Raw genomic sequence first — 14,278 nt, forward strand, 5'->3', positions numbered from 1 at the left:
TCCTTTCAAAAACCAATTCGCCGCATCACGAAGCGGGGCAGACACCGGATGACCCACATCACCCAGCGCCACGCGGAGGGCGTGTAGATGAGCGGTTTGCGCTTTTCGATGGCCGTGAGCACGGCGGCGGCCACCGCCTCGGGCGTGCCGGCGAACGGAGGCGGCGACAAACCGGCGGTCATACCTGTCTTCACGAACCCCGGCTTCACGCACACCGTGACGAGGCCTTCGCCCCGGAACTTGTGGTCGAGGCTCTCGAGGTAGTGCGAAAGCCCAGCTTTGCTCGCGCCGTAGATCGCCACCGGCTTGCGCCCTCGATCGCCGGCCACTGACGAAAACACACACAAGGTGCCCCCCCCGCGGGACAACAAGCGCTTGCGGGCCGCTTCACAGAACACCACCGTGTTGGCAAAGTTCACCGTCAAGACCCGACGGGCCAGCTCGGCGTCGGCTTCCAGCCTCGCCTGAACCGCGAACAGCCCCGCGGTGACGATGACCGTGTCGAACCCACCGAGCGCCGTATCGGCCGCGTCGAGGGCCCCCGTGAAGGTCTCGGGATCTTCGAGGTCGCAGGGGGCGCTGCCCACCTGACTGGCCCCCTCGGCCCCGCGGACCGAGAGGTCGGCCACGCTGCGTGCCAGATCCTCCTCGTGACGCCCCAGCAAAAAGACGTGATGACCACCTTCGACGAGCCGGCGCGCCAGCGCACGGCCCATGCCCTTCGTGCCTCCCAGAATCACCGCTTTCATGCGCCGAACATCCTCACAGATTGTGCGCTTTTGAGGCGCCCCTCGGGATCCCACGCCTTGCGGACGGCCTCGAACGCCGGCAACCGGGGCTCCATGGCGCGGAAATGTTCGGGACGGGTGAAGCCGTCCTTGGTGAGGTAAATGCGCCCGCCCTTGTCGATCACGAACGCGTTGAGCGCGTCCACCACCGCCTGCGTGTTGTCCCGGATCGGAAGATCGACGGCGATCGACGTGCCCGGAAGCGGAAACGAAAGCAGCCCGCGCCCCTCGGCGCCGCAGTCCTTGATCACGCAGAGGGGAGAAGCCCCTCCAAGGCGGGTCAACAGCTCCAAAAACAGGCGAGGCGCCTCGAGCCCCGCTTCGTCCGGCAACACGCATTGATACTGCGTGAAGCCCCGGCGTCCGTAGCCGCGGTTCCAGTCGTGGATCGCGTCGAGAGGGTAGAAAAAGGAGTCAGGGTGCACGATCCCCGTGCGCACCTTGCGGGGGTGACGACGGTAATAGAGTTCGTTGAACGCCCGCACGGTCAAGGGGTTGATCGCGAAGGAAGGAAGATCGAAGGGCAGCCGCAGCTTGCGCTTTTCGGCGGGGGGATCTCGCGGCGCCTCTTCGGGCGTGGCCCAGCGACCGGCCATCAAGATACCGCGGCCCAGCTTCTTGCCGCGCGATACACAATCGATCCAGCCCATCGTCATGGGCCAATGTGGACCTGCGTCTTTCAAGCCGCGAATGTAGGCATCGATGTCCGGCACGCGACGGCTCTCCATCCAAATCCAGGGAGAGGGGATCCGCTCCATCCGGAACTCGACCTCGAGGATGTGCCCCGTCAGCCCCATGCCTCCGACGGTGGCGTCGAAGAGGTCCGTGTTCACGTGCGGCGAACAGGTGACGATGCGATCGTCGGCCGTACGCAACTTCATCCACGTCACGTGCGCGCCAAAGCAGCCGCTGCGGTGATGGTTCTTGCCGTGCACGTCCGAAGCCACCATGCCCCCCAGCGTGACGAACTTCGTTCCCGGCGTGACGGGCGGAAACCAGCCCCGCCGCAGGAAGAGGCGGTTGAGCTCGACCAGGGAGAACCCCGCCTCGGCCCTTAGCAGCCCCGAGACCGGATCGAAGGCAAGGATGCGATCGGACAGCGGTGTCTGTACGATCTTGTCACCAGGCCGCGCCGGCAATGAGGAATCACCATAGGACCGTCCCAGCCCGCGGCTGAGCGCCGCCCCCTGGCTGTCGGCCTCGAGGTTTTCGGAAGACACGACCTGCCCCACGCCCGCAAGACGGCCCCAGCTCACCACCTTCTCACCGTTCCGTACGCCAGGTTCAGCCATGTTTCTTCTCCAGGGTCTCGAAGGCCTCCGAGATCGCCCGAAACAGGCGCTCGAGCAGTGACCGGAACGTGCCCAGATTCTTGCCGAAAAAGCGATCCGGATGCAGCTCCTTGCTCGCGGCAAAATACGCTTTTTTGAGCGTTTTGGCGTCGGCGTCGGCCGGCACGCCCAGGAGCTCGTGCGGCGCCAAGGAGGGCAGGCGCCGGGATACGCGCAGGAGGCGCATCTTCACCAGCTCGTCGAGGTCGGGCCCCTCTTCGAGAGCCACGGGATCCACGGGCGAGCCGTCGTCGAGCCGCGCCAACACGGAGTCGGGGGGCGCCGTGGGCTTGCGGCCCCGCGCGGGGGGCTCCGGGGCTGGCGGTGGCGGTGCGGGAGCCGGGATGGGCGAGGGGACGATGGGCACCTCCCCCGGGTTGAAGATCACCCCCACCGCCTTGAGCTTCTTCAGGATGTCGAGGGTGGCGGGCGCGCCCAGACCCGTGAGGTTGCAGATGTCGCCGTAGCTCGTGTACCCATCCACGCGGGACAGGACGAAGCCCTCCGTGGGCGACAAGCGCAACGTGCGTAGATCCGCGGCGGTGTTCAGCTGCGGCTTGGTCGTTTTGGGGCCGAGGCCCGCGATGTGTTCGTGGGCGCTCACGACGGCGGCAGTAGGAACTCCAGCAGCGCCTTTTGGGCGTGCAGGCGGTTTTCGGCCTGACGCCACACGAGACTCTGCGGCCCCTCGAAGACGGCCTCCGCGATCTCCTCGCCCCGGTGCGCGGGCAGGCAATGCAGCACGATCGCCTCGGGGCTGGCGAGCCGCATGAGGTCTTCGTCCACGCAGAAGCCCTTGAAGGCACGGAGGCGCTCGGCCGCTTCCGCTTCCTGGCCCATCGACGCGAAGACGTCGGTGGACACCACGTGGCGGCCCGCCACGGCTTCCTTCGGATCCCGCACGATGGTCACGCGGCCGCGCCCCCGCTTTTGCACGGTCTCGAGCAGCCGCGGGTCGGGGTCGTAGCCCTCGGGACAGGCAATCGCCAGATCGAGGCCCAGCGTTCCGGCCGCCTCGATCCAGGAGTTCGCCATGTTGTTGCCGTCGCCCACCCACGCGTACGTGCGCGCGGCCAGCACGGCACCTGCATCGACAGGCCCCGCGCCCACCTTGCGCGGTCCGCCGAAGTGAGCGAGCACGGTCTGCAGGTCGGCCAACAGCTGGCAGGGGTGCAGCAGGTCCGTGAGGCCATTGATCACCGGCACCGACGCGTAAGCCGCCAGCTCCTGTGCCACCTCGTGGCCGAACGTTCGGATCATGATGGCGTGGCAGTAACCCGAGAGCACCCGGGCCGTGTCCTTGATGGGCTCGCCACGCCCCAGCTGTGAATCGTGGCGCCCCAGCACCAGAGCATGGCCTCCGAGCTCCTTCACCCCGATCTCGAAGCTGGCGCGCGTGCGCGTGCTGGCCTTCTCGAACACCAGCGCCACCACGCTGCCCTGGCGGGTGGCGTGCGGCGTACGGGTGCCGCGCAAAAACCGCAGCTCCTCGGCCCTCAGCAGCAGAGCCTCGAGCTCACCCGGCCGCAGATCGTCGAAGCCCAAAAAATCTCGTTTCTGCGCCATGGCGTTGCTCCTAGGGGGCGGCGACCAGCACGTCGTCGAGAATGCTGATGGCCTCGTCGATTTCTTCCTTGGTCACCACCAACGCAGGCACGAAGCGGACCACGTGGCCACCGGCGACCGACAACAACAAGCCTCGATCCCGGGCCTTGGCCACGAGCGCCGCGGCGTCGCCCTCGAGCACCAGCCCCTGCAGCAAACCGCGACCCCGCGCGCCCTTGGTCTTCGGGCGCCGCCGCTCGGCAAGCCGGGACAGGGCCGCACCCAGGTACGCGCCCATCTCCTGGCAGTGTTCGAGCAGCCCGAGCTCGTCGATGGCCTGTTGCAGGTAAAGCGCGGCCGCGCTGGCAAGAGGGTTGCCTCCGAACGTGGAGGCGTGGGTGCCCGGCTCGAAGGCGCGTGCCACCTCCTCCGAGGCCAGCATCACGCCCATGGGCACACCTCCGGCGATTCCCTTGGCCAGCGTGACGACGTCGGGCACCACGCCTTCCTTCTCGAAAGCGTAGAAGGTGCCCGTGCGCCCGACCCCCGTCTGCACTTCGTCGAAGAGCAAAAGCGCGCCCCGGGCGGTACACAGCTTGCGCAGCTCCTGCAAATAGCCGGGCGGGGGCACCAAAATGCCGCCCTCGGCCGCGATCGGCTCGATGATCACGGCGCACGTGCGCGGGCCCACCGCGGCCCGAATCGCTTCCACATCGCCGTAGGGAACGAACGTGACATCGGGGAGCAGGGGGCCGAAGCCTTCCCGATACTTCGGCTGTCCGGTCACCGACAGCGCCCCGACGGTCCGGCCGTGGAAGCTGCCCTCGAAGGCGATGATCTGGGTGCGGTGGGGCTCGGCCTTCACCGTTACCTGATAGCGACGCGCGATCTTGAGCGCAGCTTCGTTCGCCTCGGCCCCCGAGTTGCAAAAAAACATGCGCCCCTTGAAAGCCCGTTTGCCGAGCGCCTCGGCGAACCGGAGCTGGGTCTCAACAAAGTAGAGATTCGATGTGTGAATCAGCGTGGCCGCTTGGGCCGCCACGGCGTCGGCGAGCCCCTTGTGCCCATGGCCGAGAGCGCATACGGCGATCCCCGCCGTCATGTCGAGGTAGCGCCGGCCCTCGGCGTCCCACAGCGCGCACCCCTGCCCGCGGCTCATCACGAGGGGAGCCTGCCGGTAGTTTTTCAGGAGCAGCTTTTCGGCTGCCGCCATCAGGTCGGTCGAGGTCGACATGGAGCCTGGCAAAATACCAGAAACCGCGCGGAGCGGCAGCTTTGCGTTGCGGGCGGGCTCCGCGCCGCGGCGGTCGATCAGCCAGGCGGCCGAGATGAGGCTGCTAGACTTGCCCGGGTGGCCGCATCGCTGAACAGAAAGGAGGTCGAGGCGCTGTTCCGCACCTACGGACCCCTGGTGCGGCGAAGGGCCCGCAGCATCTTGGGCGACGACGCCGAGGCCGACGACGCCACGCAGGAGGTCTTCGTGAAGGTGCTCGCGTCCCTCGAGGCTTTCCGGGGAGAAAGCCTGCCCTCGACCTGGCTTTATCGCATCACGACCAACCTCTGCCTGAACCGCATTCGGGACACCCGACGCCACCGGGGGCGGCTCGACGAGCTCACGGTGTCTCGACAAGCCCACGTGGCCTCGGAGCGGCCGACCGCAGGCGCCGGTCCCGAAGGCCGGCTGGCGCTGCAAACCGTTTTGGACACGGTGCCCCCCGAGCTTGCGGAGGTGGCGGTTTATTACCACGTGGACGGCATGGAGCAGGAGGAGATCTCGGTGCTGATGGGCGTAGCGCGGCGCACGGTGGGCTACCGACTCGAACGGTTTCGGGAAGAGGCGCGAAAACTGCTGGGCATGCCCCCCTTGGCCTCGAAAGATTCGCCACAATCGCCACCGCGGGTTGCCGATGAGGCCGCGGTCGTGGGTCGAAACGGACGGGAGTGAAACCGGGATGGAGACCGAAACAACAGGTGAGATGAAGCTTGCCGAGGCGTACGCGTCCCGGCGGCTCGGGCGGGAGTGTCTTTCGGATCTACAGCTCGACCAGCTCGCGCTCGGAGAACTTGGTGGGGTGGAAGGCGACCGGGCCCGGCTTCACGTCACGCAGTGCCCGGTCTGCGAGGCCGCCCACAACCGGCTCGAGGAGGAGCGGCGGCGGTTCTCTCGGGAGGTGGACGTGTCCCAGGTGGCCGCGGCGATCCTTCAGGCTAGCCACCGCGTGGACGAGGGTGTGCTTCGTCGGGGGCTGCGCAGCTGGATCCTGCCGAGCGCCGTCACGGCTGCGGCCTTCGGGGGCCTGCTGCTTCTGGCCCGGCCCGTGGCCCGGCCCGTGGATCCCAGGCCCGCTGCCGAGGCAGGGGCCGAAGCGGTGCGCGCCAAGGGCGGAGGCTTTGCCCTTGCCACCTACGTGCTTTACGCCGGGCAAGAGCAACCGGGGACCCTGCACCTCGGCGAGGCGCTGCGCGCGGGCGATCGGGTGCAGTTCCGCGTGACCGCCCCCCGGGACAGCTACCTGGCTGTGCTCTCGGTCGATCCGCAGGGGGAGGTTTCCGTGTTCCATCCTCCGGGTCCCGAGGCCGCCTTCGTTCCGGCGGGGCGCGACCTGCCGCTCGGCACCGCCGTGGAGCTCGATGCAGGTCCGGGACCCGAGACCGTCGTGGCCCTCTTCTGCGACGAGCCCCGCCTCGTGGCGGACCTGGTGCAGGCCCTAGCGCCGGGCGCGCCCTCCGGCTCTGCCGAGGGCCCCCACGTGGGCCGGCTGCCGTGCACGGAAGTCCGCACCCGCCTGCCCAAAGCGCCCTCCCCGCCTTGAGGCGCACCCGCCTTTTGCACGCCCCCCTTCTCGGTAACGCCCCCTTCCCTCAGTGCTAACCTTGCGGGTCGCTCCCGCGGCCAGACTGAAGATGTTCTCCCGTCGTTCCGCCCGCCACGCCCTGGCGCTGTCGTTGTCGTGCGTCGCCCTGTGCGCGTCGCAAGACGTGTGGGCCGCGGTTGAGCGCTACGCCCTGCTCGTGGGCGTCAACCACGGACACGCACGGGACGTACCCCTGCAATACGCCGAATCGGACGTCGACGCCGTGGCCGAAACGCTGGAGGCCGTGGGCGGCTACCGCAGCGACAGGATCGTCCGTCTCAAAAACGCCAACGCCACCGAGGTGCGCAACGCCCTCATGGACCTGAACCTCGCGATGCAAAGGGACATGAGGGCCGGCGGGGAGGGCATTTTGTTCGTGTACTACTCGGGCCACGGCTCCGGGGGCGAGCTGCACATGAACGGCACGAGCCTGGGCACCGACGAATTCTCGAAGCTCGTGCGCCTCTCGCCGGCCAAGCTGAAGCTGCTGATGCTCGACGCCTGCCGTGCGGGTGCGCTCACGCGGGTCAAGGGGGGGCGGCAGGTCGAGCCGTTTCAGATCGGCCTGTCCGAGGAGCTGCGCAACGAAGGCTTCGCCGTCATCACGTCGTCGGCGGCGGGGGAAGACGCGCAGGAATCGGACGCCCTGCGCTCGTCCGTGTTCAGCCACCACTTCCTGGCGGCGCTGCGGGGCTTGGGCGATGCGAACCGGGATCAACTCGTCACGCTGAGTGAAGCCTATGCCTACGCGTACGCCCAGTCCCTGCGCACCTCGATGACGACGGTGGTGGGCATGCAGCACGCCACCTTCGACTACGACCTGCGGGGGCGTGCCGACCCGGTCCTCGCCGATCTGCAGCAGCCCTCGGTGCAAGGGGAGCTGACCTTCGTGGACGTGGGCGAGTACCTGATGGTCCCGGTGGGCGGCCCGGGCCCGCTCGTCGAGGCGCACGTCAGGGAACCGCGCACGCGGCTCCGGCTCGCCGCCGGCACCTATACGGTGCGCATGCGCACGCCCCGGCGCATCCTGGAAGCCGAAGTGGCTCTGACGAGCGGTAGCCGCCTCGATCTGGCGAGCGACGACATGCGCCCCTTGCCGCCCGCGTTGGCCGTGCGCAAGGGCGAGGTGGCCGCCACGCTGGTTCATGGTCCGTCTGTGGCGGGGGCCCTGCACGGCCCGGTGGCCCCGGGCTTTTCCCCCACCTTGGGCGCTCAGTTTGGCTGGGCCCTGGAGTTCGCGCACATCACCCTGGTGCCGCGTCTTTCGTTCGGTCGGGCCGAGCCGCTCCGTGTGCCGGATCAGGTGCTGTCGCACCGCCTGACCGAGTTCGGCTTCGACCTGGCCGCCCTGTATGTGTTCGATCTGGGCCCCGTCTCCGTGGCGCCGCTCGCGGCCCTGGGCACCACGCTCTTTTCTCAAACGGTCGAACGCACCGACGGGACCCGGGTGGCGCGGCCGCTGGCGCTGGTGAGCAGCGTGGGGGTGTGGGCCAGCTGGCCGCTGGGGTTGGGTGTTTCGCTGGAGACGTCGGCAGAGCTGACCGCGTTTTTTCTGCGGCGGCAGCCGGACGCGCAGGACCTGGCCCCGGTGGCCTCCCAGCCGGAGTCAGGGGTGCCCACCTACCGTCTGTCGCTGGGGCTCGGGTACCGATACTGACCGGGGCGGACGCCCGGCGGCGACACACGCCGCCGTAGGCGAATGTCATACCTGGCCCGAGCTCCCGTATGCGGTCCTCCCGTGGCATTGGCGTCGCAGGCCATTCGGGGAGATGATGAAGGGAGCCGTGGCAGACAAGCCGTTGATTGGTGCGCACGTGGGCGGTTACCGCCTGGTGACGGAACTCGGCAGCGGGGGCATGGGCACCGTGTACTTCGCCGAGCACTTGCTCATCGGCCGGCGCGCCGCGATCAAGCTTCTCAACGCCGACTGCGCCGCCGATGAAGACCTGGTCGCCCGCTTTTTGACGGAAGCCCGCGCGGTCAACGACATCCGCCATCCCAACGTCGTCGAGATCACCGACCTTGGCCAGCTCGACAACCGGCCCTTCATCGTCATGGAGTTGCTGGAAGGGGAGACGCTCGGCGAGCGCCTCGAGCGGGAGGGGTCGCTGTCGGAGACGACGGTTGTGCGCATGGCCCGCCAGATGTGTTCGGCGCTGGGTACGGCGCACGAGCGCGGCGTCATCCACCGCGACCTCAAGCCCGAAAACATCTTCCTCACGAACCACCCCGACTATCCCGACTACGTGAAGCTCCTGGACTTCGGCGTCGCGAAACTCGTGGGCCCTCACCGTGCGGGCAAGTTGACGAAGGCCGGGATGCTGCTGGGAACGCCCGCGTACATGTCCCCCGAGCAGTGCATGGGAGAGGAAGCGATCGGGCCTGCGAGCGACATCTACGCGCTCGGCGTGGTGCTCTACGAGTGCGTTTGTGGCCGGCCGCCCTTCATGGCCGAGACGCTGAACCAACTCATCATCGCCCACGCCACGCAGCCACCTGTGCCCCCGATCGAACGCAACGAAGCGCTCGCCCCCTGGCTGGACGCGCTCATCCTGCAGATGCTCGCGAAGGCGCCTGCGGACCGCCCCCGGAGCATGCACGAGGTTCGGCTGAGGCTGGACCCCGAGGCGCAGAAGAGGCCCGTGGCGGCACCCGCAACCGCCCGCCCGGCGCTGTCGCTCGAGGAGATCGAGCGCCGCGAGGCCATCGAGGCGCAGTTCGTCGTCGACAAGCTGAGCCAGCTTCTCTTGAAGCGGCTCGACGACGACCGTCTGGCTTTGCCCAGCATGCCCGGCATCGCCGCCGAGTGCCTGCAAGTGCTCCGGGATCCCATCCAGACCTTTGCTTCCGTGGCCCAGGTCGTCAGCCGGGATCCGCACCTCGCTTCTCGCGTGCTCAAGCTGGCCAACAGCGCCGCCTTTCAGCGGCGGCTTGCCGCGGTCACCATCGAGCAAGCGATCAGCCGCATCGGTACCGAAGGGCTCACGGCCGCTTTGGTGGAGTTTTCCCTGCACGAGGTCTTCGTGTCCCGCAACCAGCAGATCCGCTCGGCGTTCCGGGGCATGTGGGAACATGCGCTCGCGGTGGCGCTGCTGTCGAAGGACCTTGCCGCCGTGCACGCCAAGGGCCAGGTGGATCCCAACACCGCTTATCTCGGCGGCCTGCTCCACGACGTCGGCAAACCCGTGGTGGCGTCCTTCCTGCTCGAGGCCGAAAAGATGATGGATCCCGACACGGCCAAAACCGAGTGGCTGACCGAATCGGTCTGGAAGCGGGTGATCGATGGCTCTCATCGCACGGTGGGGCAGGCCCTTGCCCGCAAGTGGGAGCTGGCCAACGAGGTTGCGGAAGCGGTGGGCTCCTCGCATGCCTACGATGTGACACGCCCCCGCACCTGCGCGAACCTCGTCAGGCTGGCGAACGCGCTCGCGAAACGGGAGGGCATCTACGTGGGCAACCCCTCGCCCGCCGAGATTCACGACGCCATCGGCGGGGGGCGCACGCTCTTGGCCCTCGACGACGCCGCCCTCGCCCGTGTGTGCAACAACCTGTACGGACGGGTCGGCACCCTCGTGGATGGCGATCGCGGCAAGGCCAGCGCCGACAAGCACACCGTCGCGACGAAGTGAGGCCCGCGCGTGCGCCCTGCACCGCGACGCGCCGGGGTGCGAACGCCGCCGAGGCGTTTGTGTTGCCCCCGACCCTCTTCACGCCTAAACTCAGCTGGTTTTGCGTTCGGCTGGCTGTTTCCGCCGTGGCGTCGTCCGCCCTTTGGACCCGGGCCCCCCTCGGTGGGACCGCACCGGGGGCCAGCGAGCATGCCGTGCCCTGGCGCTCGCGCTCGTGACGGGGCTCGTCGCGGGTTGTGGCGAGCCGCTGCTGCCAGCCGACTACGCCGGTCCGCCGGCCGCCGCGGTCGGGGGCAGCGTCATCCGGAGCGAAAATGTGCTCTACACGGAAGCCAGGGCACCCCGCCTGAGCGTGGTCTGGCTCGTCACGCTCGAGCCTGAGGGAGGTGTCGGTGCGCTCGTCGGCCAGTCCCTGTCGTACCGACGCTCCCAACACCTTCAAAAAGACTGGGACATCGGGCTCGACGTGCCCCAGAGCGCGGCGCGCCTGCGGATGAACATGGGCACGACGAACGCACACATGGCGATCGGCAAGGTGGTTTACTTCGACGATCACGACGGGGACGGGCTGCTCGATTGGAGCTGCAGCCAGAGGGACTGCGATCAGGTCAAGGCAATCAGCAGCGAGTACGTCGTCTACGTCAACGGTCCCGTCACCTGCGAGACCCGCACGGCCAACGGCCTCGAGTTGACGGCGCGGCTGTCCGCGGGTTTTCACTACTTCGAGCTTCAAGAGCCTGGGCCAATCGAGCGCCCCCGGGGCGCCGATCTGCGCTTCGTCATCGAGGACCGGCCCGCCGCCGCGGCAGATCCCACGCCGGGCTTGCAGAGCTTCACCCGCGCGCTCGAACGCACCTACCGGTTAGGCGCCCTGGGTGGGTGCTGAGTCGCCGTTGCGCGTGGGAGGAAAGAACCACAGCTTGCCGCCCCGCGCCGCGGTGGGCCCGCGCCGCGCGCAAAGAATTCCCAGAGGTGTCGCTTGCGGCCAGGGGCGTGTATGGTTCGCCGGTTCGATGATGTTGAATGCCAAGCAAGTTCTGGTCACGGTCGGTACGCCCTGCACCATGTCGGCCGTGGGAAGCACGGAAACACACCGCGCCCTCGTGAGCGGAGATCCCCGGGCCATCGCGTTTGCCGCGGTGGACGCAGGCCTCGTCACGATCGATCCGCAAAGCCCCGCGGCAGAGCCCCGCTTTCGGGAGAACACGCCCGAGGCCGCCGAGCTCCCCATCGCCGACATCGAGGCCCGCTTTGGAGCACGGCTGCGGGCCGAGATGGGCATCCGACAGATCCCCCGGGCCCGCATGGCCGAACACGTGCCCACCGACATCGCCGCCCCGCTGCCGCACGATCTCGAAGCGGGGCGCCTTCGGCAGCTGGCCGGCATCCGCTTCGACGACATCCGGGGCTCATCGCTCAAGGACATGTTCGGACTTTTCGACGACGATCCCCGCATCGGCCCGTCGCTACAGACCCAGCTCTTTCTCTACAGCGGCCTCGGCGCGCTGGCGGCGTTACCGGTCCCCCTGGCGGAGGTGGTGCCCCAGCCCCACCGCTTCCGCGTCGCTGCAGCTTGCGCGTTTCATGGCGTGGAGTCGGTGGCGCACTGGCAGCTCGGCATGCAGCCGCGCGCTGAACGGGTGGCCGACAAGGTGAGCGACAAGTTCGCGTTCCGCCTGGCAGGCGCGCTGGCCTCGCATGGCCCTGGCCTCATCAACGCCATGCTGTCCCCTGCCTTCAACCTGAGCCGCGTGATGCGCAACCCAGCCCTGCTCGAAGAGCTCAGGCAAGAAGGCACGCCCCTGCGACGCGTGCCCCAGACCCCGCTCACCACGATGGGCGCCTGTGCGAGCGCCACGATCGGCCTGTGCGAGATCGCTCCCCAGATGCTGCTCGACTACCCGGGACACGTGCGCCCCCAGATGGTGCTGTGGACCGCCGCCGATGCCGTGTTGATGCCCGATTTTTCGGTGCTCGAGGCTTTCGGAGTGGGCGCCATGATGAGCCGCGAGAAACTGGACGCGGCGAACGCTGGGCGCCCCGAAGCAGAGCGCCGCAAGATCTCCGAGTCGCTTGCGCCCTTCGACGTGGACGCCCAGGGCACGGTCGTGGGCAACGCCGGCTCGGGCGTGCTCTTGACCACGCTCGACTTTGCGTTGCGCAACTTCCTGGACATCACGTCGATCATCGTCGGCTGGGGACAAAGCGGGGAGACTGGCGGCAAGGGACATTTTGCCGGGGTGGGCTTCGGAGGCGAAAACGCCCTCATCACGGCGCTTCAGATGGCGCAGGCTGGACATGGCTACGGGGTCACGGACTTCGGGCATTTGGTGGCCCATGCCACGGGCACCCGCACCAACTCGAAGACGGACCTGTCCACCACCCACAACGCGCGCCTCGCGGCGGCGGAGGCCCAGGGATACACCGGTCGCCTTCCCCTCATGACGGTGGGCGCGCCCAAGGCCATCGGCGACGGCCACTCGATGGGAGAGACCGGGCTCAAGGCGGCCGGCGAAGCGATCCACTACCTGCTGGGACACACGAGCGTGGGCATCCCCACGCTGCGCCGCCCCGACCCCGATCTCGGGGATCCCGCGGCTTTTTTCCAACTTCAGGCCCACCCGGTCACCGGCAACGCCGATGGCGGTGTCGTCTCGGCCACGCAAGGCTTCGGGGGCTACGACGGGGCCGTGGCCTTTCGCGCCGCCCACGCCGAATCGCTGCGCCGCTACGTGCACGACGAGCCACGGCTGCTCGAGGCCTACCTCGAACGCTGGCCGGCGCTGCGCAAAGAGCGCACCGAGCGCGAGGCGCGCACGCGCCGCACCCCGGGCTTTCCCCGCCTGCTCGCCGAGCAGCACCGCTGGCCGGGCGTCCAGAGCTGAAGCGCCCTGGGCGGTTCAGGCCTTCGGGACCTTGACCTTCGCGATGACGGCGGGGGGGTAGTAGGGCGGGTATTCGTCGCGCGCCGGCAAAGCGTCGAGCGCGCGGAAAAGGGCTTCCATCTTGGCAGGCTCGACGGGACTGATCCGGGGCGCGCGCTCATCCGGGCGGCGCTCGTCGGTCACGATCACGCCGTAGGGACAGTTGCCCCGCACCTGATTCTGGGTGGACATCATCTGATCGAAGGCCTGCTTGTGCAGGCCAAGGATCTCGTCGATGGCCTCCGGCGCGGCGCCTCCAAAGGCCGCCTGCACCACCTCGGCAGAAGGCTGCCCCGAAGACACCCCCTCGACGATGGGCATCATCATCTGCCGGTGGGCACCTCCGTCAGCGTGCATGATGTAGTCGATGAGCAGGTAGCCCGTGGATTGAAACCACCCGCGCCGCTCGGGTGCAGCGTAGTCATTGAAGTCCACGTCCCAGAGGCTGGACACCGGCAACAGCGATTCGGGCGGCTGAGGATACCCAAAGCACGCGAAGGTACGTTGTCCATCCGAGCGAATCTCCGACGTGCGCACGTAGGCGGCGAACCCCTCGTGAAACCACAGCGGCGCTTGCGGCATGGCCCGCTCCACGAAAAGGTGGGTCATCATCTCCTTGGCAGCGAGCCCCGCGCGGTTGAGCGCAGCCCCGGGGCCGGCCGAGGGCACCTCGCCCAAGGTGGTTTCCTGCGAAACCGCCTGGAGGGTCGCGGCGTGAGGACGCAACACGAGCAGACCCTTTTTGCCAATCTCGCCGTCGCCAGGCACGGCGGCCAGGGCCGCGCCGTTGCGGAAATTGCCGAAGTAGCCGATGAACTCGGGGTCGTCGAGGAAAAGCACCTCCACCTTGCCCACGTCCTTGCCCCGAAAAAACGAGGACGAGAGGCTGGCGTGTGCGTTTTCCAGCTGACGCAAGGTCTCTTTATAGAGAAGGTCGGTGCTCGTATAGAGCGTCACGTGTTCGGTTTCGACGCGGTTCCAGCTTTGGGCGCAACCGCCCACGAGGGCCGCGGCCACGAGAGAAAACGCTAGCGCTCGGTTCATTCCGTCTCCTTGGTGCGGTGATGCAGGGGGGGGTTCCGATCGCGTATCCCCCACCCCACCTCGATCGTCAAGTTTGGGCGTGCGATGCGAACCTCTCGTGTCCAATCCCACGCGAGAGCCTCGCGGCCGTCGATCGACGGGCCACGCGCAGCCGTCAAGCGG

General features: G+C 68.1%; 12 protein-coding genes. 6 read left to right on the forward strand and 6 right to left on the reverse strand.

The window, feature by feature from the left end:
* Positions 1–5 precede the first annotated feature (5 nt).
* The 5 genes from KA712_20060 to KA712_20080 are packed head-to-tail and all read right to left on the reverse strand — an operon-like array spanning position 6 to position 4,898.
* A complete protein-coding gene (locus tag KA712_20060; protein ID MCG5055264.1) occupies positions 6–749 on the reverse strand; it encodes an SDR family NAD(P)-dependent oxidoreductase in 744 nt (247 codons plus the stop codon).
* Positions 746–2,080 (reverse strand): FAD-binding oxidoreductase, encoded by a 1,335-nt coding sequence (locus KA712_20065; protein MCG5055265.1) that lies wholly within the window; start codon positions 2,078–2,080, stop codon positions 746–748. Before KA712_20065 ends, KA712_20060 begins: the two co-directional genes overlap by 4 nt.
* Positions 2,073–2,723, reverse strand: coding sequence for a J domain-containing protein (locus KA712_20070; protein MCG5055266.1), 651 nt, complete (start codon positions 2,721–2,723; stop codon positions 2,073–2,075). The genes KA712_20065 and KA712_20070 overlap by 8 nt, the downstream gene beginning before the upstream one ends.
* Entirely contained in the window at positions 2,720–3,685 is a 966-nt protein-coding gene (gene argF, locus KA712_20075) for an ornithine carbamoyltransferase (protein MCG5055267.1), read from the reverse strand. The genes KA712_20070 and argF overlap by 4 nt, the downstream gene beginning before the upstream one ends.
* 10 nt (positions 3,686–3,695) lie before the next feature.
* Complete coding sequence (locus KA712_20080; GenBank protein ID MCG5055268.1) at positions 3,696–4,898, reverse strand: acetylornithine transaminase; 1,203 nt, start codon at positions 4,896–4,898, stop codon at positions 3,696–3,698.
* 117 nt (positions 4,899–5,015) lie between these two features.
* Between KA712_20080 and KA712_20085 the strand changes: the two genes are divergently transcribed.
* The 6 genes from KA712_20085 (at position 5,016) to KA712_20110 (ending at position 13,033) form a co-directional block, all read left to right on the forward strand.
* On the forward strand, positions 5,016–5,609 hold the full coding sequence (locus tag KA712_20085) for an RNA polymerase sigma factor (protein ID MCG5055269.1): 594 nt from the start codon (positions 5,016–5,018) through the stop codon (positions 5,607–5,609).
* A 7-nt stretch (positions 5,610–5,616) separates the two neighbouring features.
* Positions 5,617–6,477, forward strand: a complete 861-nt coding sequence (locus KA712_20090) for a DUF4384 domain-containing protein (GenBank protein MCG5055270.1) — start codon at positions 5,617–5,619, stop codon at positions 6,475–6,477.
* A 91-nt stretch (positions 6,478–6,568) separates the two neighbouring features.
* A complete protein-coding gene (locus tag KA712_20095; protein MCG5055271.1) occupies positions 6,569–8,176 on the forward strand; it encodes a caspase family protein in 1,608 nt (535 codons plus the stop codon).
* Between the two features lie 127 nt (positions 8,177–8,303).
* Positions 8,304–10,148 carry an HDOD domain-containing protein gene (locus KA712_20100; protein MCG5055272.1) on the forward strand — a complete coding sequence of 615 codons (1,845 nt, stop codon included), beginning with the start codon at positions 8,304–8,306 and terminating at the stop codon, positions 10,146–10,148.
* A gap of 214 nt (positions 10,149–10,362) precedes the next feature.
* A complete protein-coding gene (locus KA712_20105; GenBank protein MCG5055273.1) occupies positions 10,363–11,034 on the forward strand; it encodes a hypothetical protein in 672 nt (223 codons plus the stop codon).
* A 127-nt stretch (positions 11,035–11,161) separates the two neighbouring features.
* Complete coding sequence (locus KA712_20110) at positions 11,162–13,033, forward strand: hypothetical protein (protein ID MCG5055274.1); 1,872 nt, start codon at positions 11,162–11,164, stop codon at positions 13,031–13,033.
* Positions 13,034–13,048: 15 nt separating this feature from the next.
* Here KA712_20110 and KA712_20115 read toward each other — a convergent pair whose 3' ends face one another.
* Positions 13,049–14,116: a hypothetical protein gene (locus tag KA712_20115; protein ID MCG5055275.1), complete on the reverse strand. Its 1,068-nt coding sequence runs from the start codon at positions 14,114–14,116 to the stop codon at positions 13,049–13,051.
* Positions 14,117–14,278: the final 162 nt, after the last annotated feature.

The organism is Myxococcales bacterium (genome assembly GCA_022184915.1).
In the GTDB taxonomy this organism is placed as follows: Bacteria; Myxococcota_A; Polyangia; order Fen-1088; family Fen-1088; genus JAGTJU01.

Coding starts and splice junctions, on each gene's coding strand:
- KA712_20095 (MCG5055271.1), top strand. CDS start 6,569: ATGTTCTCCCGTCGTTCCGCCCGCCACGCCCTGGCGCTGTCGTTGTCG.
- KA712_20115 (MCG5055275.1), bottom strand. CDS start 14,116: ATGAACCGAGCGCTAGCGTTTTCTCTCGTGGCCGCGGCCCTCGTGGGC.
- argF (MCG5055267.1), bottom strand. CDS start 3,685: ATGGCGCAGAAACGAGATTTTTTGGGCTTCGACGATCTGCGGCCGGGT.
- KA712_20080 (MCG5055268.1), bottom strand. CDS start 4,898: ATGTCGACCTCGACCGACCTGATGGCGGCAGCCGAAAAGCTGCTCCTG.
- KA712_20060 (MCG5055264.1), bottom strand. CDS start 749: ATGAAAGCGGTGATTCTGGGAGGCACGAAGGGCATGGGCCGTGCGCTG.
- KA712_20065 (MCG5055265.1), bottom strand. CDS start 2,080: ATGGCTGAACCTGGCGTACGGAACGGTGAGAAGGTGGTGAGCTGGGGC.
- KA712_20110 (MCG5055274.1), top strand. CDS start 11,162: ATGATGTTGAATGCCAAGCAAGTTCTGGTCACGGTCGGTACGCCCTGC.
- KA712_20090 (MCG5055270.1), top strand. CDS start 5,617: ATGGAGACCGAAACAACAGGTGAGATGAAGCTTGCCGAGGCGTACGCG.